The sequence below is a fragment of the Oceanobacillus neutriphilus genome, assembly GCF_014645515.1.
Classification (GTDB): domain Bacteria; phylum Bacillota; class Bacilli; order Bacillales; family Amphibacillaceae; genus Oceanobacillus; species Oceanobacillus neutriphilus.
In genome coordinates, this window is sequence record NZ_BMLW01000016.1 from 80,168 (window position 1) to 105,741 (window position 25,574).

The 25,574-nt window shown below is 35.5% G+C and carries 27 protein-coding genes; 1 reads left to right on the plus strand and 26 read right to left on the minus strand.

Annotation, left to right across the window (positions count from 1 at the left end; genetic code table 11):
- Positions 1–59: 59 nt before the first annotated feature.
- The 26 genes from IEX29_RS22420 to IEX29_RS22545 form a co-directional block, all read right to left on the minus strand.
- On the minus strand, positions 60–473 hold the full coding sequence (locus IEX29_RS22420; RefSeq protein WP_229720338.1) for an OsmC family protein: 414 nt from the start codon (positions 471–473) through the stop codon (positions 60–62).
- Between the two features lie 142 nt (positions 474–615).
- Complete coding sequence (locus IEX29_RS22425) at positions 616–1,032, minus strand: OsmC family protein (RefSeq protein WP_188737428.1); 417 nt, start codon at positions 1,030–1,032, stop codon at positions 616–618.
- A 126-nt stretch (positions 1,033–1,158) separates the two neighbouring features.
- On the minus strand, positions 1,159–2,478 hold the full coding sequence (locus IEX29_RS22430; protein WP_188737429.1) for an MFS transporter: 1,320 nt from the start codon (positions 2,476–2,478) through the stop codon (positions 1,159–1,161).
- A 299-nt stretch (positions 2,479–2,777) separates the two neighbouring features.
- A complete protein-coding gene (locus IEX29_RS22435; RefSeq protein ID WP_188737432.1) occupies positions 2,778–3,479 on the minus strand; it encodes an RraA family protein in 702 nt (233 codons plus the stop codon).
- Between the two features lie 363 nt (positions 3,480–3,842).
- Entirely contained in the window at positions 3,843–4,523 is a 681-nt protein-coding gene (locus IEX29_RS22440) for an RraA family protein (protein WP_188737433.1), read from the minus strand.
- 160 nt (positions 4,524–4,683) lie between these two features.
- Positions 4,684–5,124, minus strand: coding sequence for an OsmC family protein (locus IEX29_RS22445; RefSeq protein ID WP_188737435.1), 441 nt, complete (start codon positions 5,122–5,124; stop codon positions 4,684–4,686).
- A 93-nt stretch (positions 5,125–5,217) separates the two neighbouring features.
- Positions 5,218–5,616, minus strand: coding sequence for a cupin domain-containing protein (locus tag IEX29_RS22450; protein ID WP_188737437.1), 399 nt, complete (start codon positions 5,614–5,616; stop codon positions 5,218–5,220).
- Between the two features lie 282 nt (positions 5,617–5,898).
- Entirely contained in the window at positions 5,899–6,297 is a 399-nt protein-coding gene (locus IEX29_RS22455; protein ID WP_188737439.1) for a cupin domain-containing protein, read from the minus strand.
- A gap of 416 nt (positions 6,298–6,713) precedes the next feature.
- Positions 6,714–7,367, minus strand: a complete 654-nt coding sequence (locus tag IEX29_RS22460; RefSeq protein ID WP_188737441.1) for a carboxymuconolactone decarboxylase family protein — start codon at positions 7,365–7,367, stop codon at positions 6,714–6,716.
- A gap of 372 nt (positions 7,368–7,739) precedes the next feature.
- Positions 7,740–8,153: an OsmC family protein gene (locus tag IEX29_RS22465; protein WP_188737443.1), complete on the minus strand. Its 414-nt coding sequence runs from the start codon at positions 8,151–8,153 to the stop codon at positions 7,740–7,742.
- A gap of 141 nt (positions 8,154–8,294) precedes the next feature.
- On the minus strand, positions 8,295–8,711 hold the full coding sequence (locus IEX29_RS22470) for an OsmC family protein (protein ID WP_188737445.1): 417 nt from the start codon (positions 8,709–8,711) through the stop codon (positions 8,295–8,297).
- Between the two features lie 300 nt (positions 8,712–9,011).
- Complete coding sequence (locus IEX29_RS22475) at positions 9,012–10,343, minus strand: MFS transporter (RefSeq protein WP_188737447.1); 1,332 nt, start codon at positions 10,341–10,343, stop codon at positions 9,012–9,014.
- Positions 10,344–11,267: 924 nt separating this feature from the next.
- Complete coding sequence (gene modB / locus IEX29_RS22480) at positions 11,268–11,927, minus strand: molybdate ABC transporter permease subunit (RefSeq protein ID WP_188737449.1); 660 nt, start codon at positions 11,925–11,927, stop codon at positions 11,268–11,270.
- Between the two features lie 9 nt (positions 11,928–11,936).
- Positions 11,937–12,716, minus strand: a complete 780-nt coding sequence (gene modA / locus IEX29_RS22485; RefSeq protein WP_188737450.1) for a molybdate ABC transporter substrate-binding protein — start codon at positions 12,714–12,716, stop codon at positions 11,937–11,939.
- A gap of 16 nt (positions 12,717–12,732) precedes the next feature.
- Positions 12,733–13,248 (minus strand): MogA/MoaB family molybdenum cofactor biosynthesis protein, encoded by a 516-nt coding sequence (locus IEX29_RS22490; RefSeq protein WP_188737452.1) that lies wholly within the window; start codon positions 13,246–13,248, stop codon positions 12,733–12,735.
- A gap of 12 nt (positions 13,249–13,260) precedes the next feature.
- Positions 13,261–13,860 (minus strand): molybdenum cofactor guanylyltransferase, encoded by a 600-nt coding sequence (locus IEX29_RS22495; protein WP_188737454.1) that lies wholly within the window; start codon positions 13,858–13,860, stop codon positions 13,261–13,263.
- A 131-nt stretch (positions 13,861–13,991) separates the two neighbouring features.
- Positions 13,992–14,498: a molybdopterin-guanine dinucleotide biosynthesis protein B gene (gene mobB / locus IEX29_RS22500; RefSeq protein ID WP_188737456.1), complete on the minus strand. Its 507-nt coding sequence runs from the start codon at positions 14,496–14,498 to the stop codon at positions 13,992–13,994.
- A complete protein-coding gene (gene moaD, locus IEX29_RS22505) occupies positions 14,499–14,732 on the minus strand; it encodes a molybdopterin converting factor subunit 1 (protein ID WP_188737458.1) in 234 nt (77 codons plus the stop codon). It abuts the gene before it with no gap.
- A complete protein-coding gene (locus IEX29_RS22510) occupies positions 14,729–15,202 on the minus strand; it encodes a molybdenum cofactor biosynthesis protein MoaE (protein ID WP_188737459.1) in 474 nt (157 codons plus the stop codon). Before IEX29_RS22510 ends, moaD begins: the two co-directional genes overlap by 4 nt.
- 7 nt (positions 15,203–15,209) lie before the next feature.
- Complete coding sequence (locus IEX29_RS22515) at positions 15,210–16,508, minus strand: molybdopterin molybdotransferase MoeA (protein WP_188737461.1); 1,299 nt, start codon at positions 16,506–16,508, stop codon at positions 15,210–15,212.
- Between the two features lie 12 nt (positions 16,509–16,520).
- Positions 16,521–17,528 carry a MoeB/ThiF family adenylyltransferase gene (locus tag IEX29_RS22520; protein WP_188737463.1) on the minus strand — a complete coding sequence of 336 codons (1,008 nt, stop codon included), beginning with the start codon at positions 17,526–17,528 and terminating at the stop codon, positions 16,521–16,523.
- Positions 17,529–17,543: 15 nt separating this feature from the next.
- Complete coding sequence (gene moaA / locus IEX29_RS22525; protein WP_229720339.1) at positions 17,544–18,554, minus strand: GTP 3',8-cyclase MoaA; 1,011 nt, start codon at positions 18,552–18,554, stop codon at positions 17,544–17,546.
- Between the two features lie 528 nt (positions 18,555–19,082).
- Positions 19,083–21,398, minus strand: a complete 2,316-nt coding sequence (locus IEX29_RS22530; protein WP_188737466.1) for a molybdopterin-dependent oxidoreductase — start codon at positions 21,396–21,398, stop codon at positions 19,083–19,085.
- Positions 21,399–21,629: 231 nt separating this feature from the next.
- Entirely contained in the window at positions 21,630–22,334 is a 705-nt protein-coding gene (locus tag IEX29_RS22535) for a FadR/GntR family transcriptional regulator (RefSeq protein ID WP_188737468.1), read from the minus strand.
- A gap of 281 nt (positions 22,335–22,615) precedes the next feature.
- Positions 22,616–23,812, minus strand: coding sequence for an aminotransferase-like domain-containing protein (locus IEX29_RS22540; protein ID WP_188737470.1), 1,197 nt, complete (start codon positions 23,810–23,812; stop codon positions 22,616–22,618).
- A 334-nt stretch (positions 23,813–24,146) separates the two neighbouring features.
- On the minus strand, positions 24,147–24,437 hold the full coding sequence (locus IEX29_RS22545; RefSeq protein WP_188737472.1) for a hypothetical protein: 291 nt from the start codon (positions 24,435–24,437) through the stop codon (positions 24,147–24,149).
- Between the two features lie 516 nt (positions 24,438–24,953).
- Between IEX29_RS22545 and IEX29_RS22550 the strand changes: the two genes are divergently transcribed.
- On the plus strand, positions 24,954–25,400 hold the full coding sequence (locus IEX29_RS22550) for a hypothetical protein (protein ID WP_188737474.1): 447 nt from the start codon (positions 24,954–24,956) through the stop codon (positions 25,398–25,400).
- The last annotated feature ends 174 nt before the right edge of the window (positions 25,401–25,574 follow it).

Consider the following 25,574-nt stretch of genomic DNA (forward strand, 5'->3'; position numbering starts at 1 on the left):
TCTTTTAAGGTAATTATTGGATTGGCTCATGTATGTTTACAATCTCTTCCAATTAAAACTTAAGCTTCAACACTTGGGTGAATCTCAACAGATTCTGTAATTTCAATACTGTCGCAGACACTACGCATCATAGGGCAATTCTTATATACTATATCTAATAGTTTTTTTCCTTGCTCTTCGTTAATATCATCACTTTTAATAACAAAATGTACATGAACACCTTCTACTTTATTTCTTTCATCTGGGTTGGTTTTTACTTTTGCAGTTACAGAAATATCATCATATTTTTTTCTTCTTTTCTTTAGAACCATGTTCAATGTTAATGAACTACAGCCTGCAAGAGAAGATGCAAGTAGTTGTGTCGGGTTATAGCCAAGTCCATACTCTTCATCTAACGGTGTTACTACTTGTAATGTTCCAAAGTTTAAATCTGTGCTAAATCCATCTTCCTTCATATAATATTTCATTGTCATCGCAGTCGTACCTCCATGTTTTAAAGTTATTAATTCCTATTCTAAATCAATTTATATATAAAGCTTCCAGTTCTATAACCAGCTTCCGATTTTCTTTCAGCCAATATGTTTCTCAATATGAAAGTCTTCATTATAAGACAATCTATGCTCCATCACCTGACTGAATTTCCATTGTCAGTCTCACGTCAATATTTTTACAAACACTTTGGATGATTGGACTGTGAGAATGTATAGATTCTATAAGCTCTTCCTTTAAACTGTCTTCTATATCATTGCTTTTAATAACAAAGTTAATTTCAATAACTTCAATTCTCTTTCTTTGCTCCGGATTTCTTTCAAACTCTACATTCATTGAAATGTCATCATATTTCTTTCTCATTTTTCTCAGCAGCATTTTTAACGTTAACCCAGCACTTCCAACAACAGAAGATATAAGTAAACTAGATGATTTATAGCCCATTCCATATTCATCATCCAATTGTGTTACTATAGTAAAGTCGCCATGATTAAAGCCTTCCGTGTTTAACCCTACTTCATCCATGTGATATTTTAGTTCCATTATGATCACGCCTCCACTTTTTAAATATTTGGAATTCAATAAGTTCTAATTTTCTATTTGCACTCATCTTGTGATTACCTTTTAAATTTAGTGCATCACCTCCTATAAATTATTGCATCTTTTAAACTAGGCTATTTCAATTTTTTCATTATTTTCATCTTTAACTTTTAAGAAAGATAAAATGAAAATAACTACTGAACCGATAACACCAGATGCTACCAATAAGTATAAACCGGTATCATAATTTCCAAGGCTAATAGCATACCCCATAATCATAGGTGATAATGATGAAAACAATAGTCCTAGGCCAGTTAAAACTCCAGTTGCGGTGCCAACAGTTCTAGCAGGTACGATATCTTGCATTAATACAAATACTACTCCGTTACCCATACCGGAAAAGGCATAACCAAAAGCTATTAACACTGCCGCTACATAATTATTAGGGATAGTTACGGCAACAAAAATTAATCCAGCTGCTAACAGCATACATCCTGATAAAATAATTACAATAGCTCTCCTGCTAGTTTTATCGGTAACCCAACCAGCTATCATTTTAAAGAACATAATAAATATGAATGGCAATGATGCTAAGAATCCCATTTCCGCCCACGAAAAACCACGAGCTTCCTTCAGATAGGTAGGAAGCCATGTTTGTACTCCAAAACTAGTAAAATTCATTAGCATAAACCAAACAACAAGCAACCAATAACGAAATTTACCTCCAAAGCTCAAAAACTTATCTTTAAAAGTATCTTCTTTAGTAATTTCTTTGATTGGCTCCTTAGCCAAACCTTCTTCTATATATTCAAGTTCCTGTTTATTAACTTTTTTGTGATCTTTTGGCTTATCTGTAGTATGAAACCAAAATAGATACATCGGAATCATCGTTGCAATTATAAGAAATACATAACTTTCTCTCCAGCCTCCTATAGCGATAATAAATGCTATAATAGGCGTAGTGACTGCAAGGGCAATAGATTGACCAATTACCCATGTTGTATTGGCCTTACCACGTTCTTGTGGTGGAATCCAATTTTTTATATATACTGCAGACTGCGGATAACTAATACCTTCACCGACCCCCAAAATAATTCTCGAAATAATTATCGTTGTAAAAGTAAACGCAGTAACCCCAAGGACCAAGGATACAAGCCATAATACCATACCAAAAACCATGGCTTTTCGCGGACCCATAAAATTGATAAGAGGGGGACCTATTATACTGGCTACACCATAAGCAATCAAAAAGGTTGTCATAATCATTCCAATTTTAAACGGGTCACCAGCTATACCCATATCATTTAAAAATTTAGAATCTGCTATAAGAACAGAAACATTACTTCTATCCATGTAAGCGACAAAGACGCCAATAAAGATTGTAACCGCTAGGAAAGCTCTTTGTTTTGTCGGTTTTGATTGTTTTGTATCAATCACTTCATTGCTCATTTGGTTTCTTCCTCCTTGTATCTTCAGTCAGAATTCACAACCAACTATTGACTGTTCAACGTCAAGATACTCTATCAAATTTATATAGCCAATTCATCTAGATTTAATTTTATATGAAATCTATATAAAAATTTCGATAAATCAAATGTACCTGTTGTGATTTCATTTAGTGGTAAACATTATTTCTCCATTACTCTAGCAACTTTTGAAAAATAAGATTGCTTTATGAAAAGCAATTTTACCTTTTAAATCAATTTCTTTACAGACTCTAATCTTTAAAGCCAGTTCCATGTTATATATTAATTTTCATCCCAAGTCTGATCCAGAATTTTATATCCTGCATTCTCCAAAGCTTTTGTTACCCAACTCCGATCTGATTTCCCAGCTTTGATAAGCTCCAAATTTTTTGCTTGTTTTTCAGCTAACTCTTTAGTTTCCGCTGCAATAGTTTCCGCATATTGTGGCCTTACTGCTACTACCCCATCTTCATCTCCAACAATAATATCTCCTGGATAGATTACTGTACCGCCTACACTAACAGGCACATTTACTTCACCTGGTCCGTTTCCTTTAGCAGCTCCATTAGGCTGAATCATCTTAGCAAACACTGGAAAGTCTTTACTGTTGACTGCAGCTTTGGAATCTCTGATTGCTCCATCAACTACAAACCCTCTAATTCCTTTTTGACGGGCAATTTCTATCATATTCTCACCGCAAATTCCACGTCCTGTATATCCTTCTCCATCGACTACAATAACATCACCTTCTTTTGCTAAAGAAAGTGCCGCATGAAACATTAAATTATTTCCTCCTGGAACCTTAACCGTAACCGCTGTTCCCAATAGATTTACATCATTGAATGGCCTGATAGAAGAATCTATACATCCCATTTTGTTCATACAATCGGAAATATCCGCTACCTCGAGGTTAGAAAATTGTTCGACAAGCTCTTTTTCCGGGCGATTAACTTTAGAATAAACCCTGTTTCCAAAATTAGACATTTAAACATCACCTTCCGTTTTTATAATTATTTAAAACATAAATCCCTTATACTGTGTGTGGTTCAAAAGTTGCTAAATATTGAAAGTCTAGTTGACGCAACTTCTACGAATGATCTTTTTATGTATTGTGATGACTTCTACAAAGAATGTCACATCATGTGAGTATTCTTTGTAAAAAGTCATTAATTAGCTGCTTCTCACTAGGGACTGTAGTTAGCTATTCCATTAAAACGCTAGAGGATTTCTGAACATCATCACACATATAAACTCAAATTACGACACACAAATTAAACATCAATATCGAATCTTTTAGGACAATTCTGGTTACGCTTACAAATTAGAGAAATTAAAAATTAATAACTTCTATTCTTCAAGTTTATAACCTTTTGATTTTAAAATTTCGTCCACCCAACCATGATTATATGTTCCATTATCGAGTTGCTTCAAACTTGCTTCTTCTTTTTCCATTTTATCCTTTGCCACTTCCAGTATTTCTCTGGACTGTTCAAGTGGAATTGAGATAACTCCATCTCCATCTCCAAGAATAATATCCCCCGGATTTACAATCATTCCATCTATATTAACCGGAACATTAATTTCGCCCGGGCCATCTTTATAAGGGCCAAGATGTGTTACTCCTTTTGCATATACCGTAAATTCACTATCTCTAAAAGCATCCGAGTCGCGAATAGCGCCATTGGTGACTAGACCCTTTATTCCATTTTTAAGAGCCATTTTCAGCATAATTTCGCCTATAAGAGCGTTTGTTGTATCTCCTCCTGCATCGACAATAAGAACATCTCCCGGCGCAGCCAAGTCTAACGCTTTATGAATAAGCAAATTATCTCCCGGCCTTGTCTTTACAGTAAAAGCTGAACCAATAAGTTTTTTTCTCGTTTGAAAAGGGAATGCCAAATTAGGGCAGCCATGCAGTCTTGCCATATTATCGCTAACAATTGACGTTCCGATACCAGTAAACGCTTCTATAAGTTCCTTAGGTGCGCGTTCTTTTATTGGAAGAATCCTCATACCAATACCGCTCATTAATAAAACCTCCAGTTTAAAAGTATTAATATTTTTTAATTTGAATTAAGTTATTTATTCGATTCCCTGTTAATAACTGTGGGTTGTAATCAAACTTAGTATTTTTTGACAAGTTTCAAAAGATAGCTATTTAGTTTAAGAGACTGCTAATCCTAACTAACTAAGAATTTAACGTGTATACTGACTTTCCAAATTCCACACCATTATTAATGGAATCTGAAACCGGACATTTCTTTTCAACCATTTCCATCAGCAATTTTATTCTTTCTTCAGATTCATTACTTTTAATATGAAAATGTTGTCTTATTTTTTGAAATCCTGAACGAACATTCGGGTCAGTTCCTGAAAAACCATTTGAATCCATATCTCCTTCTATCTCTACTCTTATATCCTCAATACTAATTCTATGATGGTCTGCTAAAATAGACGTCGTTAAAGCCTGGCAAGCACCAAGACTGCAGAGCATCAGCTCCACGGGAGTCATCCCTTGGCGTTCACCTTCATCCGCTGTATCCAATACAACTTTAAACCCGCCGGCACTTGCTTCAACGCCACCCCCATTAATCTTCTTAACTATAGCTTTATCTGTTTTCATCGGCATATAAATTCCCTCCTAGTATTTTCCTGAAGTTATTATAATAAATCTCTAATTAATTATTTAAGTTCTGCAATTGAAAATTAAAACTAAAGTAATCTAACAACCTCTCGCATCTCCAACCGGATTTACGTCTCCTTTTGGTATAACGATACAAATAATTTCTAACGCATCTGTTTTAGAAGTATTCCAGAATTGATGTGGTGCACTGCTAGGGACATGCATCCATGAACCATTCTCTATATCATATTCATCTTTCCCTACAACAAATTTGCCTTCTCCTCCAACACAAAGAGCCCAATGTAACCATGGGTGATCATGAAGTGGTACCACTGCTCCAGGCTTCAGAGTTAAATGGCGCATCACATGCGAATCCCAAAAACGATCTGGACCAAATACGATTCTTTTTTCTCCACCTAGAATAAAATTCGAAATATCAACTACCGGCAAATCCTTTATTTTTCCTACATATTGTGTTTTTACTTTTTCTTTTGGCATATAATTTTCTCCTCCTAATTTAGAATAACATTCGTTATACGCAAACCCTTTCAATAAATCAAATTATTTTCATAAGGTTTATTGGTATATTGGTATTACCATTGAAAAATATATTTTTTTAGTTCTAACTTATCCCCTTTAATTCTTACTTTTATGCAATTATATAAGTTGTAACCGGATTCAATTATTTTTATTATATTCTGATTTCCCTTCTGAGAAATGGCTCATATCCATCTGAAAAGATTGTCATATTCTATATTTACATCTGAAATCAAACGGTTTCTAGCAACCTCTCGCATCTCCAACCGGATTTACATCTCCTTTTGGTATAACGATACAAATAATTTCTAACGCATCTGTTTTAGAGGTATTCCAGAATTGGTGCGAAGCGCTGCTAGGAACATGCATCCACGAACCATTCTCTATATCGTATTCATCTTCCCCTACAACAAATTTACCTTCTCCTCCAACACAAAGAGCCCAATGTAACCATGGATGATCATGAAGTGGTACCACCGCTCCAGGCTTCAAAGTTAAATGACGCATCACATGCGAATCCCAAAAACGATCCGGACCAAATACGATCCTTTTCTCTCCGCCTAAAATAAAATTCGAAATATCAACTACCGGCAAATCTTTTATATTTCCTACATATTGTGTTTTCACTTTTTCTTCTGGCATAAAAATACATCTCCTTCTAAATTATTTAACCCCTTTCATTTCTTGCCCTTTCACCCTAATCCTTTTACCTGTAACAAGTTATAATTACATTTTATTTTTATAACTTTAAATTAATTATAATAAATCAAGTATCTATTGTCAAATGGTTGTTTGGTCTTACCATAAATTTTACCCTTACTTTTAATCAACTCCATATAAATTCTGATCCAATCTGCAAATTACATGTAACTCTTTCGGATTTCACTTCATACCCTTTTCCAATTTGGAAAGAAGCGTTTTACTTCGATTACAGTCCTTGAAAGGTTAAATTACTAGATCATGTAAAATGAAGGTAAATTAAATCTACCACAGTGCGGTACACTGCGGTAGAGGCATTTTTTAATTTCTTGTTTTGAAGAAAGAGCTAGTTTGTCAGATCATCTATCATATGCATTAAGCGCATTGACAGAATGAGTGTAAGCAGAACCCGCTTTTAAAGCTGTTGCTACAAAAATGCTTTCTGCTACTTCTTCCAATGTCGCTCCTAGTTTTTTCGCTTTACCTATATGAGCTTCAATACAATAAGGGCAATCTGTTACATGAGTAACAGCTACAGCTATCAGTTCCTTCTCTTTACTGCTTAACAATCCGGATTTCATGGCTGCCGTATCAAATTCCACAAATGCACGGAAAGGTTCTGGACTTAAGTCCGCAAATTCTTTAAATCGCTCTCGAAATGAGTTTTTATAGAGTTCATCATCCTCTATATTATCAAAGGCATTTAACGCATTGACACCATGAGCAATAGAAGAGCCCGCCTTCAGAGCAGTAGCTACCAGAATCGCTTCAGATATTTCTTCTTTGGAAACATCGAGTTTCTTCGCATTACCTACATGAGCTTCAATGCAATAGGGACAACCGGTGACATGAGCAACAGCAACAGCAATTAATTCCTTTAATTTTTTTGAAAGTACACCTTCTGATAATGCGGATTGATTAAATTGATTGAATGCTTGAAATGTTTTTGGAACTAACTTTGATAACTCCTGTAACCGTTTTAGGTTAGACTTTTTATAAAGAATATCACTCATAATAATCCTCCTTGTTTTCATCCATGTTTTCAGAATAATTTGCTTCTGGTAAAATAACGTCTACAGATGTAATAATTAATTTTATAAAACAAAGCTCATACTATAATCTCTGTTGGTTTCTTGTAATTTATTTAAATTATCACTTTAGTATACGATTCGTCATTCTTCTGCTCTTCACCAATATCTATGGTTGACAAATTAGAAGTAATTTTAAAATAAACAACCATTATGAAAAAACATTTTGCTAGCTAGTTTCATTACTTTACTTATTTATTAATATCCACTATAGATTTCAGCGTTGACCCAAAATAGCCAGTTGAAGAGAAAACTTAAATCTACTCTTAATTGCTTGCGATCTCTTTAGAATAAGATTTATACTACAATATTCGGTTGTATTTCAAAGGATTCTGTAATTTCAATACTATCGCAAAGGCTTTGTATCATCGAACAGTTCTTATATACCATATCTAATATTTTTTCACCTTGTTCTTCGTTAATTTCATCACTTTTAATAGTAAAATGTATATGGACACCTTCTACTTTATTTTTCTTATCTGGATCAGTTTTAACCTTAGTAGATGCTGAAATATCATCATATTTTTTTCTTCTTTTCTTTAGTACTATATCCAATGTCAGCATACTACAGGCTGTCAAAGAGGTTGTAAGTAGTTGTGTCGGATAATAGCCCATCCCAAACTCTTCATGAAATGGTGTTACCACACGTATTGTTCCATAATTTAAGTCTGTGCTAAATCCATCTTCATCCATATAATATTTCATTGTCATTAAAATCATGCCCCCATTTTTTAATTTATTAATTTATAATCTTATTTTTTCTATATTTAAACCTTCTATTAGCTATATCAACTTCCAAATTTCTTTTAACTTATACTATTCTCAATATAAAATCTATGTTTATCCGATAACTTATGCTTCATTACCAGACTGGATCTCCATAGTAAGCTTAATATCAATATTATTACAAACACTTTGAATTATCGGACTCTCAGAGTATATAGTTTCAAGAAGCTCTTCCTTTATATCTTCTTCAACATTATTACTTTTAATAACAAAGTTTATTTGAATAACTTCAAATCTTTTATTTTTCTCGGGATTTCTTTCAAAATCTACAAGCATTAAAATATCGTCGTACGATTTTCTCATTTTTTTTAGAATCATTTTCAATGTTAAACCAACATCTCCTACAATAGATGTTACAAGTAAATTCCCTGATTTATGCCCTATTCCATACTGTTCTTCAAACGATACTACTACAGGAAAATCTCCAGATTTAAAACCTTCAGTATTAACTCCTACTTCGTCCATATGATATTTCAATTCCATTATAATCATGCCTCCGTTTTTAAATTTTCAGGAATTTAATTACTTTTTAATCGGTTTCATATATTCTTTTTAATAGTTTCCTTTTAGAGTTAATATTTCACCTCCCTCTATATAATTAAAGTTCCCCTCAATATCAAGAACCAGGCTTTATAAAATAAAATGAAACTATTACTTGTCTTACTGATCAAGAGTTCCTGTGCTAGATTCTATCAAGGGATAGATGGCTGCTTGATGAAAATAAATACTCATATCTAATAATTCAAGAATTGGTGAGGTTATTATTGATGTGTGCATTTATATTTATGTTACTTCAATTTTTTTATCATCTTCACCTTTCACTTTCAAGAAAGATAAAATGAAACTAATTATTGCAGCAATAATATTTGCAACTACTAATAAATATAATCCTGTATCATAATCCCCAAAACTAATAGCATAACCCATAATCATCGGTGATAATGATGAAAAGAAAAATCCAAAACCAGTTAAAACTCCGTGAGCAACTCCAATTGTTCTAGCAGGTACGATATCTTGTAATAAAACAAATATTACTCCATTTGCCATTCCAGAAAAAGCATAACCAAAGGCGATTAATGCAGCTGCCACATAATTATTGGGGATAGATACTGCAAAATAAATAGATCCACCTGCCAACAAAGCACTGAATGAAAGGAAAATAATAATTGCTTTTCTGCTAGTTTTATCAGTCAGCCAGCCAGCCATAATTTTAAAGAATACAAGAAATATGAATGGCAATGATGCTAAGAATCCCATTGCTCCCCATGAAAAGCCACGAGCATCACTTAAATAGGTGGGAAGCCATGTTTGTATTCCAAAACCATTAAAATTCATAAGCATATACCAAATAACAAGCATCCAGAAACGTGTTTTCCCTCCAAAACTCAAAAACTTTTCTTTAAAAGTATCATTTTTAGTAATTTCTTTAATTGGTTCCCTAGCTAACCCTTCTTCAATATATTCAAGTTCTTCTTTATTAACTTTTTTATGATCTTTAGGTTTATCTGTCGTATGAAACCAAAATAGATACATTGGAATAATAGTTGCAATTATAAGAAACACATAGCTTTCCCGCCACCCCCACGCAGCTATAATAAATGCAATGATTGGGGTTGTAGCAGCAAGTGATAAAGACTGACCTACTACCCAAGTTGTATTGGCCTTACCGCGATCCTGTGGAGGAATCCAATTTTTAATATATACAGCAGATTGTGGGTAGCTAACACCTTCACCAATACCCAATATAATTCTGGAAATAATTATGGTTGTAAACGTAAACGCAGTTGCACCTAGAATTGAGGAAACAAACCATAAAATCATTCCGAGAACCATCGCTTTACGTGGCCCCATAAAATTAATAAGTGGAGGCCCCACTAGGCTCGCTATACCAAAAGCCATCAAAAAGCTCGTCATAATCATTCCGATTTTAAATTGGTCACCTGCTATACCAAGATCATTTAAAAATTTAGGATCTGCTACGAGAACGGAAACATTACTCCGGTCCATATAGGCGACAAAGATACCAAGAAATATCGTAGTCATCAACAAAACTCTTTGTTTTGTCGGTTTCGATTGTTTTGTATCAACCATTTTATTACTCATATTATTGCTCATATACTTTTTTCCTCCCTGTACCTTCAGTTAAAACTCCCAACTAATTGTTGACTATTCATCTGCAAGATACTATAAATTATATTGTTTAATTGTTTAATTTCCAGATATGATTTATACATTGACTGCATTAAATCACTTACCTAATAATGATTGCGCTTACAAAATCAAAAACGATCCGAATCGAATATAATTATTTTCCGCCTGAAATATAATTTGAAATATCTGCTATCGGTAAATTTTTTCATGTATATTATGTTTCTATTTTTTTGCTACCATTAAAATACTACTTTGAGATTATAATAATAGCCTTCAAATGAAACCCCTTTCAATACTTTTAACCGATTATTCGAAATTATCTCATATACAGGTGCAAAGGTATGTTGGTATGACCAATAAAATAATATAGGATAAACATTTAATACTCTTTCTAAACTCTGTTCTTTATTAGTAAGGTTATATAAGAAGTAACCTCATTATGATTATTTTTACTGAATTATTTTTCAAAAATTCATGCTCCAAAATAAATTTTCTGAGATCAAGTGTTAGTAAATTTTTATTTTCTTATATTCTTTTTTTCAATTTCATAAAACACACCTCTCTTAAATTATTTAAATGCCTATTCAATACTCGGCTACCTAGTTTCCCTCTTTCATTTATTATCAAAATTATAATATATTCATAACCTTATATAAATTATAATAAATCAAAAAAATATTGTCAATTGGTTTTTTGGTATTACCAATCAACTTATATATATCCTTTATTTTTCGTCCTCAACTAAAGTTGCTATTCCTTATAAAATATCGGGCAAACTTATTTACTTGAAAAAAGCGGTGGTAAAAGCGGTGATTATAAGAGATGATTTAGAGGGGGACTCCACTGTCCCCTTTTTTCTATGTGCAAACATGAATAATTGACTCAAAATTAATCATTTGGTTTCATCCGATTAATAATAAACAGCAGTAAAAAAGATAAACCAATGCTAATTAAAACATAATACCAGGCAAGTGGAATTCTTCCCGTTTCTATAGCTAAATAAATCGCTGTTGGGATCGTTTGGGTTTTTCCAGGTATATTCCCAGCAAACATCAATGTGGCTCCGAATTCTCCAAATCCTCTTGTAAATCCAAGTACTGCACCTGTAGTAAGGGAACGGTACGACAAAGGCAGAATAATCTTTATGAGGGCGGCCCAATCGTTTGCTCCATCCACTTTTGCTGCTCCTATAATATCCTTATCGACCGATAAAAATCCTGTTTTAATAGATTGATAGATCAACGGAAATGAGACAACAACTGCGGCAATGATCGCTGCTGTAGATGTAAACAATATACTCTTGCCGGCTATTCCCTCTATTATTTGACCTATCCAGCTATTTGTACCAAACATAATGATAAGAAAAAAGCCTACGACTGTCGGTGGTAACACCAATGGCAGAAAAAAGACCGTCTCTATAATCGCCTTTCCCTTTCTATTTTTACGAACTATCCAAAAGGCCGCTAAAATAGCTAAAAGAAAAGCAATAACTGTTGCAACTGTTGCCACATAAAATGATAACTGGACAGGATGCCATGACCATTGCATGTTACTCACCTACTTCACAGGCTGGAACCCGTAATTTTCAAATACTTCATTGGCTGTTTCGCTTGATATAAACTGATAATAAGCATCTTTTGCCTGCTGCACTTCTTCCTCCTGATCTTCATTTTGAAGTGTCGCAATATAATATTCAATTGGGGAATGCAGGTTTGAATCAAAGGTTTGGATAACTGTTACACCATCTTCATCTATTACATCACTGGCATACACAAGACCGGCATCAGCAGCATCTTCTTTTACTAACGTAAGCACATGAGTAACATCCTTCGTGTATACTAGCCGGCTCTGTTTATCCAGCTGCTCCCATACTCCTAATTCCTGCAATGCTTCTTTTGCGTAAGAACCTGCCGGAACTGCTTCCGGGGTGCCGACTGCCATTACTTTATCTTCACCAGCCATAAAATCGTCCAGGGATTCTATGTCCTCTTTATTTGATTTGATTAAAACGAGTTGATTTGTAAGTATTGCCTTCCCTTCATCGACCATGTCTTGATCAGCTAATTTGTCATAGTCAATACTTGACGCAGAAAGAAAAATATCAACCGGAGCTCCTTGTTCAATTTGTTGTCGCAATGAACCAGAACCGCCATAATTATAAGAAATATGAATGTTAGGGTGCTCCTCTTCAAACATTTCAGTCAGTTCTGTTAAACTCTCTGTCATACTGGCTGCGGCAGAAATATTTAAGTCCACCTCATCCGCATTATTTTTAGAGCATCCTGCTGCAAATAGAAACAAGATAAAGATACAAATAAACATATAATACTTTTTCATGCTAAACATTCCCTTATTAGTGTTCTAAATCCTTATGAATTTCTCTAACCATATGACCAATTTCCGGCAGAATTATTTTTTCCATTGCTAAAGCTACCGCACCAGTTGACCCGGGAATGGAAAAAATAACGCAATGATTACGGACTCCACAAATTGCTCTTGATAAGATACTGGCTGTCCCAATATCATTTTGAAAGCTCAAATGTCTAAACAGTTCCCCAAAACCGGGAAGCTGTTTTTCAAATAAAGGCTCGATAAATTCAATCGTGACATCTCGACGGGATATTCCTGTCCCGCCATTTACAATAACCGCATCTATTTTTTCGTAGCTAATCGCTTTTTCTGCAGTCCTTCGAATTTGATCTCCATCATCAGGAATGATTTCGTAAAAATTCACTTGATGTTGATGCTTTGTTAATAAATCGATGATTTTCTTCCCGCTCTTATCAGTTTCTTTATTCCTTGTATCGCTGACTGTGATAACAGCACACGATATATGTTTAGCTGCATGTTTTCGATGAGTTGTGAGCATTTTAAAACTCCTCTATTTATTTTCATTTTTTTGATCCACAATCCACCTGTTATAATCCTCCCGCCGATTGACATTATAAAAGCACCTTTCCTCTTCTATAGGGACATATATTACATGTAAATTCTCCAGTAATTGATGTGCGGATAGTAACTCTTTTTGAAGCTGGTCCAAGATAACTTCTTTTACACTGTGATGATAGATTGCAATAAGCGGTTGGATTTCTCCTGAAACAACTGGCACAATCGCAGCAATCCCATCTTTTTTGTAGGATAACAGCGTATGAAAAACAGCCGTATTTATAAATGGCACATCAATTGGAGCCGTCATATACCAATCTGCTGATATATATTTCATCCCCGTACAAATCCCGGCTAATGGGCCAAGTCCTTTAACATTCTTTTGATCTGTTATTATCGTAAAAGTATCTTCTTCCGCATGGAAAGATGCCTTTAATTCAGTATTAGTTACTATAACTATCGAATCCACGATTTCCCTCATCGAATCCACGGAATATTGATAGAAGTACTTTCCATCCATTTGAAGAAATGCTTTAGGACTGCCAAACCTTCTCGATTTTCCCCCAGCCAGAAGAATGCCTGCTATTTTTTCCATACAATGCACCTCATTGAACAATTTTCACAAATTCATAACAAAAGAAAGGAAATTAACAAAAAAATATATACAAGAAAGTAGGCTAATACGTAAACAAGCACGTTATTACAAGCAAAAAACGGGGTGAAGTATTAGTTATTCAAAAATGCTTCTTTTTTTAACTGGCTCTCCAACCACTTACAAATTCCATTCATATCACGTTGTTTAAAAACTGGAAAAGGATAGGCTCTTTCAAGAGGTACTCGGGTGATAACAGCTTTTACGTTTTCAACTTTATCTAATAGTTCGAGATCCTTTTCATTGCTTATGAGTACCACCTTTGGAAAGGAGTAGGCTTTAAAACCCTCAATGATTAGTAAATTTACATGCATAAACTCATAAATTTGAATCATCTCATCCAACGTCCAATTTTCTTTTGTCAGCTGGAATACACCGTCTCCTTCTACTCCAGAAATAAGTGCACCTGCTTGTCTATGTTTTTCACTATCTGTCTCGTATATTCCCTCTGGAACACCGCCATGACCATGATGCTTTAAGGATGCAGTCCGGAACCCTTTTTGGGCTGCATGCTCGATCAGCTTTGCTGCAAGCGTTGTTTTTCCGCTATTTTTATATCCTACAATCTGAATAATATTCATTTATCCACCACTGACTGGGGGAATGAAAGCTACGGTATCTCCAGATTTCACGATATCATCTTCCATTGCGTATTCCTCATTTACTGCTGTCATGACATGATCCATTTCAAATAACTCATATGCTGTTTTGAGCTGCTCTTTTAACACTTTAATCGTTATGGTGTCACATTCATACACCAGACTGCTTTTTCCCAATTTTTCCTGTAAGCCTGCAAAAAGTAAAATACGAATCATTTTTTCACATCCTCCATATCCGGACTTCCTTCAGGGTAAGCAACCTTTTCTAATTGGTCCCCTATCCAGGTCTCTCCATCTTCCCAATGTTCTTTTTTCCAAATAGGTACAATTTGTTTCATTCTTTCTATCGCATATTCATTTGCTTCATAGGCTTCCTTTCGATGTGGAGATGAAACACAGATAACTACAGCGATATCTGAAATATCCAGCTCGCCAATTCGATGGGTAATGGCTGCTTTCAAATTCGGCCATTTCTCTTCCATTTCCTCACCAATCATTTGCAGCATTTTTACGGCCATCGGCTGGTAAGCTTGATATTTTAAATACATTGTCCGTTTACCACTTGTCCACTCGCGTACGGTACCAATAAAAGTAGTAATTGCTCCTGCTTCTCTTCGTTCTACTTTCTTAATGATTTTCTCTACTTCTATCGGCTCCTCAACAATCTCATATAATGGATGATTCATCTTTTCTCTAATCCTTTCTGGAATTGACGTCCCTTTCCATAAATTGTTCCATGGTCAGCCCTTCCTGATCTTCTAATAAAAGGACAGACACATCTCTTCCTGCTTCATATCCTCTGGTTCCTCCTGGCAGCAGAATTAAAATATTAGCTCCTGCTAAGGACGAAACAACATTTGATTTATCCAATCCAACTGGTGTGGCGATTAAACGACCATCTTGATAGCTTATATGCCCTCTTACAAAACGATCAAATGGATTGGATTTTAGAAAATCTGCACCAAGTGTTGCTGTTTCTTTCTTTAAAAATGGATAGCTGCTATGCAAAAATGTCCGGATAGCAGGCCGGGCATACAGTTCAAAACCGACATAGCATGCGGATGGATTTCCGGATAGCCCGTATAATAATTTTCCATTCTTTTCAGCTACCGTTGTCACACTTCCAGGCCTCATTTTGATTTTATTGAATAAAACATGACAACCAAGCTTTGCATAAATATCTGGTAAGTAATCATAATCACCAACAGATACACCGCCAGTAGTAATCAGCATATCGACCTCGTCAATCGCTTCTTTCACTTGGTTATAGCACACTTCCAAATCGTCACTAAACTGTCCAAAGTATAAAGCCTCTCCACCAGCACGAGTAATTTGTGATTGAATCATATAGGCATTGCTGTTTCGAATTTTACCGGCCTCCAAAGCTTGATCCACCTCTAATAATTCGCTGCCGGTTGCAATTACTCCAATTTTGGGCTTCTTTGCTGCCGGTACTTTTTTATAACCAAAGGTTGCAAGAAGTGCTACAATGCCGGGAGTGATATAGGTTCCCTTTTTGGTAAGTATGCTTCCTTTTTGAGTATCCTCTCCCGTAAAGGAAATGTTGGTTCCTGCTTTTATATTTCTTTTTATCTGGATGTATTTTTTTCCGTTTCTTACTAATTCGTTTACCTCTTCCAGCATCACGACAGCATCACATCCATCAGGAATCTGTGCCCCGGTCATGATCCGAACCGCTTCACAAGCTGCTACTGGACGTTCAAAGACGCTCCCCGCACCAATTTCTCCTGCTATCTCCAGTTCGACTGGATGATTACGGGAAGTATAATCCGTATCTGCAGCACGTACAGCAAAACCATCATATGGAGAGCGGTCAAATGGCGGAACATGATGGTCAGCGATTAAATCTTCTCCCAGAAAACGGCCATAGCTTTTTTCAATTGGAATGTATTCCACGCTTCCCGCTTTTGCAAAACGTATCATTCGTGAGATGGCTTCATTTACGTTAATCGGTTTTCTTCTTTCTACCATAGTTAATCACCTTCATCCTGCTAATTGATAATAGATGCTTTTCGCTTTTTCGATTGAATTAGTTCCATGAATCAATGTTCTTCCATCTTGAAAGAAAACCAGACGATAGATCTCATATTCAACGGATATTAAAAAATCATTTGCTTTCATTGTTCCAATTCTTTTTAGCCGTTCCTTCAACAAATGAAAATCAGGCTCTTGGCGGCTTCTGATTTGGACCGTATTTCTGCCGCAAAGCACCTCTGATTTTGTACGGTATGAATCATTTAATGATGGATAGCTTGGATTTTCTCCACATGAAGGACAAGTCCTTTTTTTCGCCCGCTCCACTTTCATCGTATGGTACTGATTATTCCATAAATCAAAAGTTAGAAGTGACGTACGCAGAGCCTCTTTATCTCCAACAAGAATCTTCAGTGCTTCTGTCGTTTGATGAGCAACCACCATCTGTACAGCCGGTGATATAATTCCTGCTGAATCACAGGTTGCACCATGGATAGGAATCGCATCAAGTAAACACCTGAGGCACGGGGATTCATTTGGAAAAATGGTATAACTCATTCCCGTACTTCCAACACAAGACCCGAATATCCATGGTATTCGATTTTTCTGCAATAAATCATTCAGCATAAAACGGGTATCAAAATTATCCGTAGCATCAATCACTAAATCGATGCCTCGTAATAACGGCTTTAAAGCAGCTGCATCAGCATCCAGCACATAGGCTTCTATCTCCACCTCCAAATTGATTTCATGCAATCTTTCTTTTGCTGCAACAGCTTTTGGAATTTGATTTAGGGCATCTGCTTCCGTATAGAGCTGCTGCCTTTGAAGGTTACTCCATTCGACATAGTCCCGATCGACAAGTAACAATTCACCGATACCTGCCCGAGCCAGATTTTCCGCATTTGCTGAACCTAGTGCGCCACAGCCAACAATAAGCACACGTTTATTTGAAATTTCCCGCTGCCCTTCTTCTCCAATTGGAGAAAATAACATTTGACGAGAATATCGCTCCATCTTTATCACTGTCCTTTAACCGCCAATGTAAGACATTTCAATTTTACTTCTGTTTTTTGCGGATTCTTCTGTCCGTTCATCGGAGTAGCGATCTGTTCGATTGCTCCATACGGAAACCACTGCATCTTTTATTTCTTCATCACTCATACCGGAACGTAACATTTCTCTATAATCAAAACCCTTTTCAGCAAATAAACAGGTATACATTTTTCCATCTGCTGCAATCCTTGCTCTGGTACAGGTGGAACAGAAGGACTCTGATACCGATGTAATAAACCCGACCTCTGTATTCGTCCCCCGATAACGATAGCGTTTGGCAACCTCACCAAGGTATGCCGGTTCCACAGACTCCAGATCAAAATGTTGCTTTAGTTCTTCGAAGATTTGTTTTTTGGTGATAACCTTACTAAAATCCCAGCCGTTTGACTGACCAACATCCATAAATTCAATATATCTCAACGCGATTCCCCGCTCTTTAAAATAGGCTGCCATCGGAATAATTTCTTTATCATTCATTCCTTTTTTTACAACCATATTCACTTTCACTTCCAGGCCCGCTTCCTTCGCCTTCTCAATCCCTGTTAAGACACGCTCCGGTTTGATCCCACTATCATTTATTGATTGAAATAATTCTTCATCTAATGCATCTAAACTGACGTTGACACGCTGCAGACCGGCAGCCTTTAACTTTTCTGCCATATGCCCCAATAACGAACCATTTGTCGTTAAACCGATATCTTCTAAACCGTCAATTTCCGTTAATTTCTTTATTAAAGTGGGTAAATCTCTTCTTAAAAGAGGCTCTCCCCCAGTTAATCTTATTTTTCGAACACCTAAATCTACATAAATTTGAGCTAAGCGTTCGATTTCCTCAAAGCTTAATAGCTGCTCCTTCGGCATAAAGATAAAATCCCTGCCAAAAATTTCTTTCGGCATACAATACGTACATCTAAAATTACAACGATCGATCACAGAAATACGAAGATCCTTTAGCGGGCGGCCTAATTTATCTGTTATAACGGACATGTTGGCTCCCTCCTTTTGTCTATCATAGATTCTTGGCATTCGCCGAACTATCTGTTGCTGACAAGTTATGCATTTCCTATATACTAATTTTTACTTTTATCATTAAATCAGATCAGCTTCATTATTTGGATATTTTTCATTTTCCACTCTTTGAATACCCTTTCATTTTATTCTTCATTTATTAGTAGAATTGTAAATATTAATTATACTTTGAAATTTGTTAACACTATAGTTTATCAAAAAATAATTACAAATTGGTATTTTGGTCTTACCATTAATTAATAAAGTTTTTCAACGAAAGTGGTCCAGTGCAAGCTTCTAAAACAAGAAAAAACTAGTAGAGGAATTTGTGTACAACTCCTTAAGCTACTGCATCTTGCTTTCACTAACAGTTCCTACTGCCAAACCTGTATTATTCTTTTATCACTAAGTTCTCTTCCATGCAGTATGCACACAAAATGCTATCTAAAAGTTAAATTTCAAATAGAGTTTTTAAAAATATCCCACATCCCAGTATACACTTGTTCTTTATCGCTTAGTCAGGAGTTCATGAATTTCAGGGGCGTGGCCTTTGTAAGGTTCAATGTCTACCAGACAGCTATGAGCACTAGGCCCTTGGGATAATGAAGATGTACCTTTGTCTACCGTTAAGACATTTGGATTGCCATGATATTCAAGGCTATCTGGTCCATCGAATTCGTTTGGGCAATACCAGGCACCGGTAGGCAATCTTATCACACCTTGCATAATATGATCTGAGAGATGTGCGCCTGCCAGGCAGGCACCACGATCATTAAAAATCCGTACAAGCATTCCGCTAGTGATTCCCCGTATATGTGCATCTTCAGGATTTAAAGTCACCGTTTCCCGACCATTTGTCTTATCCTTACGGCTGAAATCACCGAAATCGAATTGGCTGTGAAGCCTATTGTGCGGTTGCGGAGAAATCATATGTAACGGATAATGTGCTGCGCGCTGCGCTCCAAGCCATTCACTTTTTTCAAACCAGACTGGATGTCCAAGGCAATCGGTATAACCGAACGAATCAATATTGCTTGAAAAAATTTCAATTTTTCCCGATGGTGTTCGCAGCTGATTGCGGTTTGGATCATCAATAAACCTCGCTATAAAATTGTCCCGTTTAGATATCTTCATTTGAGATTCAAGATTAACAGGATCACCCTTCTCCCAAAAATCTTCAAATGTTGGTAGTTTTATCCCTGCTTTTTCCGCGTTATCAAAGCTCTCATGGTAAATTGCTTCTACCCACTCCATTTCATCGCGGCCTTCCGAAAATTCATTTAGAACGCCTAATCGCTCAGACAACCCACAGAAAATTTCATAATCACTGCGTGATTCACCAAAATTCTCCGACACCTGCTTCGATGGTGAAATATAGGAATCGCTGCGGCAAACGATATCGTTGCGTTCAAGAAAAGTATTTGCTGGAAACACAATATCTGCATGACGTGCTGTAGCTGACCAAACTGACTCATTGACAATCACAGTCTCCGGTTCACGCCAAGCTCTACGGAGTTTGTTCAAATCCTGATGATGATGAAACGGATTGCCGCCTGCCCAATACACAAGCTGGATATCAGGATAAGTTCTATTCTCCCCATTGTAAGTGTACGTTCCCCCTGGATTCAGTAGCATATCTGCAATGCGAGCAACAGGAATTGACTCCGAGATTGGATTTTTGCCTTGAGGAAACCTGCCCCATTTAAATGGAACTTTGTGATAGAGACCAACACCATTACTTCCCCATTTAAGTCCGACTCCCCCGCCCGGTTTCCCAATGGAGCCAAGCATCGCAGCAAGCACGACAGCCATCCAAAAAGGCTGTTCGCCATGCTCTGCTCTTTGCAGCGAAGGGCTTATCGTGATTAATGGGCAAACTGCGCTTGTAAGTTTATCTGCCAATCGTTCAATATCACTGGCTGGAATACCTGAAATTGATGCTGCCCAGTCCGCATCCTTCACAACATTGTCTGAATGACCAAGTAGATATTTTTTAAATTCATCATAACCGACCGTATAACGATTAATAAAGTCTTGATCAGCACTATCCGAAGTTTCGAGATGATGGGCAATTGCCAACATAATAGCAACGTCCGTACATGGTTTTGCTGTAATCCATTCCGCTTTAAGATTAGGTGGTGAATCGGGCCTGAACGGGCTAATTGAGATAACTTCCGTACCTGCAATGCTAAGGTTCTCAAAAGTGGTCTTGTCCCGGTGATCCCCTAAACCACCTGACAAAACCTGATTATTAAAATTCCCTATTCCTCCGAAAGAGATGCATAAATCGCAATGCTTGACAATTTCATCATACTTTACAAGATAGTCTCCTGCAGTTGCCAAATCAACACCAAGCACGTGAGGAATAATGACCTCAGCAGCAGCATGTGAATATGTATTCACTGATGCCGTATAGCCCCCAATTCTATTCAGAAATCTGTGAACTTGACTTTGTGCATGATGAAATCTCCCTGCACTACTCCATCCATATGACCCTCCAAAAATTGCTGAATTCCCATATTTTTCTTTAACCTTTTTAATCGAGGAAGATCCCAGGTCAAGGGCCTTATCCCAACTTACTGGAACAAACGAGTCCATCCCCCGGCTCTGTCTATTATTAGAATCACCTTTCAAATATCCTGATCTGACCATTGGCTGACTAATCCGGTAATCAGAATCCTTAGCATCATACAACAAATTTCCAATAGGTGAGGGATTAGAGTCATTTTGCGAAGGCTCCACCCCCACTACAGCACCATCCTCCGTCTCAACCCAGTAAGCTCCCCAATGCGTACCCACAAGCTCTTTTTTACTGTTTTTCATTCATAAAACCCTCCTCTTAAAAACAAACTTATCCTTCTTTTTCCCATAAAGAAAGACAGACTCTTAATTAACTTTTTATTTAATTAGGTTATACAAAAATGTAATCGCATTCAATTGTCTTTATTACAATTTATTTATTCTTCTAGAAAATTTTAATATTTATAGCTTTTTATAAACCAGGAATATTGTCTAACGGTATTTTGGTCTTACCATTTATTAAACATTTCACTTTTATTTTTCTCTATCGACTAAAGTAGATATTCCTTCTGCAAACTCTATATGATTTTTCATTGCCAGCCTTGCTTCTTCTGCATTTTTATTGCTTATCTCTTCAAAAATCATTTTATGTTGTTCTACCATTCTCTGGTGTAATCCTATATCCATTATTTTATTTGTTAACTCAAACATTTGCTTATCAATTAAATTAGATATCATTTCTAGTACATATTTAAAAAAAATATTTTTAGCTGCGCAAGCTATTGTGTAATGAAATTCATAATCATATTTTTTGAATTCCAGTGAATCAGCTGCTTTACTGAGGTTTTCAAGAGTATTTCCAATTGATTTTAAATCTTTTTCATCTCTTCTCAACGCCGCATAATAACACATTTCCGTTTCTATTGATTTTCGAATTTCCAATAACTGGCTTGTTTCAGAAGGAGATGTAACCATTACCATTGATAATGTTTGAAAAATTTGTTCAGGATTAACTTGCTGGATGATTGTTCCTGTTTTCGGAGAATTTTTAATTACTCCTAAGACTTGTAATATACGTAAAGCTTCACGCAATGACGGTCGACTAACACCAAGTTGTTCTGCCAATTCCCTCTCCGGTGGCAACGAATCACCAGGCACAAGTTTTCCGTCTACAATTCTTTTTATTATTTGTTCTAGCACATTTTCATATACTTTTTTTGTTTCTATCTTATCAAACAACAATTATCCGCCTCTTCTCTTTCTAAAAATTTCTGATACTTAGTTTAGATTACTTTTCATTTTTTGCTTATCTGTTAATAATATTATCTATATTTGCTTCTTTAATTAATTATAAAGAATCTAATTATTAAAGTCAATTCAATGTCTACGATGGGTTGAGACAAACACTTGTCAGAGTTTTTAAGTTCCTTATTTTTTATTGTTAAGTTCCTTGTTTTAAAATGATTTCAGTTTTATCCTTCCTATTTCTTAATTTATTTTGCCATACTTTCACTTTCCTATCACCTAATTTCTCTCTTTAATTCACGATTCAAAACCTCACCTATGCGTTTCATCCCTTCATTAATCCTATCTACAGGCATATTTGAGTAATTTAAACGCAATGTATTTTTCTTTCTGCTATTCGGAAAGAATGATGCGCCAGATACAAATGCAACATTACTTTCTAGGCATTCAACAAGTAATTTCTCCGAATCAACAGATTCAGGCAGCTCTACCCAAATAAATAAGCCGCCCTCTGGGGTACTATATTTTATATTTTTCGGAAAAAATTGTTCTATACAAGATAACATAGCTGTACATCGTTCTTTATAAACAGCCTTAATTCTATTGAGGTGCTTTTCCATGTCGTAATGTTTCAGATATTTTGCTGTCATTCTTTGAGCAAAACTGTCCGTATGCAAGTCTGCTGTTTGTTTAAACGAAACATACTTCTCTATAAAAGTTTCATCCGCACAAATCCATCCAAGCCGAAGACCGGGGGCAAAAATTTTAGAAAAAGAACTAATATAGATAACTCTATTGTCTGTATCAAAATGTTTCACAGACGGAATGGTCTCTCCAGCAAATCTTATTGCTCCATAGGGATTATCTTCTACAATCAGGACATCGTATTGATTAGCAAGCTCAACCATTTTCTTTCTTCGCTCAAGCTTTAATGTACGACCTGTAGGATTTTGAAAGTCAGGAATTGTATAGATGAATTTTGCATCAGGGTATGCCTGCAATTTTTTCTCTAACTCTTCCATCACCATCCCATCGTCATCCATGGCTACTTCAACAAAGGTAGCATTATATGATTCGAATACATTAATAGCAGCCAGGTAAGTCGGACTTTCACATATAATAATATCTTCTGCATTAATAAATAATTTTCCGGTAAGATCAATGGCCTGCTGAGATCCTGATGTGATCAGGACATTTCCAATAGCAGCACTTATACCGATACCCTTCATTCTCTGAAGAATCATTTCTCTTAAAGCAATATCACCTTCAGTCGTGCTATATTGAAGCGAAGCTGCACCTTCCTCATTTAATACTTTATTGCATACATCTTTAACAGCTTCTACTGGAAACAATTCTGGAGCTGGAAGTCCTCCTGCAAAAGAGATGACTTCTGGTCTTGCGGTAATTTTTAATATTTCACGCGTCTCTGATGGTTTAACAAAATGTGTTCTTTCCGCAAATTTATTTTTCATTTACAACCAGTCCTTTTTTATTTTTATAGATTTACGTTTGTTTTCACCCTTAAGTTAACCGTTTTAATTCGATGATTGATTTTCTTATACTGAGTTTTCAAACTACTCTATTTACCACGAACAAAAACCATACAAATAAATAATTGTATGGCAAAAAATGTTTTAGAATGACTTTTAAGATATTAATACACGGTTACTCTTTAAACATAGTCTATCTCTCCATGAATGATTAAAGGATAATAAAAATATTCAAATAATAAATATTTTTATTATCCTTTATTTCTATTTCAAATTATTCAGAAGTCATATTCAAGCCACCACTATTCGCTATCGATTACGCAACACTATATATTTTTACTTCAGGATCAGCACTTAACAATGGTTTAAGACCGACAAAAACATCATTTTTGAACATTTCACTTTCGAGATAACCTTGCGCAGATTCCACACTATTAAACCCATGAAGAACTTGAACATCTTCATCACGTACAAGTAAATCTTTAGAAACAGCTCCACTGATCTTGTCTAGAAAAGACCGACGATAATCACTATATACTTTGACTGCGGCTGGACGATTTTCTTCATTAATTACCATTGTGATTTCTAAATATGCTTTTGCACTCATCTTCATAACCTCCGTTTAATATGTTTATTTAATTCTAATAAAACATGCTCTTTTTATATTTCTAAGTAGCTCCTCCTTTTACCTTTATATCCCAATTGTTCCTCTTAAATACTTTTAACGTTGCTAATATTATATTGAATTTTAAAATAATTGTCAATGGTTTTTTGGTATTACCATTTAAATTATCATTAGACTTATCTAAATTTTTCTTTCAATTTCAAATCTAAATCCCCAGTACCTTGATCTTTCAGCATTTTCTAGTCCTCATTTATGCCATGCACCTTGCTAGTTACTATAAACATTTATTATTAGTTGAGCCAGATATCAATTTATAATAAATGAAAGTAAACACAATCTCTGTTATCCTATAATAGGAATATTTGTAGATTATAATCTTTTAAAGGGGGCTTTTATAGATTATTATACTAATGTCTTAAAACAGTGCTTCATTTTTTTCTGTATTAAGTTCTAAATAACTTCGTACATACTGTAATAAACTTAGGGGGATAAAATAACATGATTGTAATGATTAAAGGAAATGTCGGATATCCTATCACACTTGATCCTACTGTATGGATTTTTGATGATAGAAAAATTGAATTGGAAAAAGCTTTTATAGAAAGAGAAGACGATAAAGGCAGTGAGTCCATTTTTCAGAAGCCGCCCGTTAACAGAAGCATCTCCAAAATGGAAGGAGAGGAATATTTAAAAAACAGTTATGTGATTCCATTGCATGACTTTTTAAATAATGCTGAACCTGAGGCTAATGCTAAAGAAGCGGAATTCATTAAAAACAATGGAGATAATGAAAAAATATCGTTAGAAGATGCAAAAAACGGGTACTTACTTTTTTCAAGAAAAGGCAAGCCGTTACGTGAGGATGGTCCTGTACACTTTTATTATAAAGATGGCTCTAACCAGGATAATCCAATTAAACATATTAAGGAAATTCATATACATTAAATTATAGTTCTTCGTATACCAAATAATTTAAAACTTCTATTGCAGAGAAATGTTTTCCTTATTTCTATGCACTAGCGTTGCATAAATATAATAAGAATATTCTGTAAAGTATTTCATAGTCATTTTCGCCAAAAAATCAACAACCTAATAAAGGTGACACTGTCCATTTGGGAA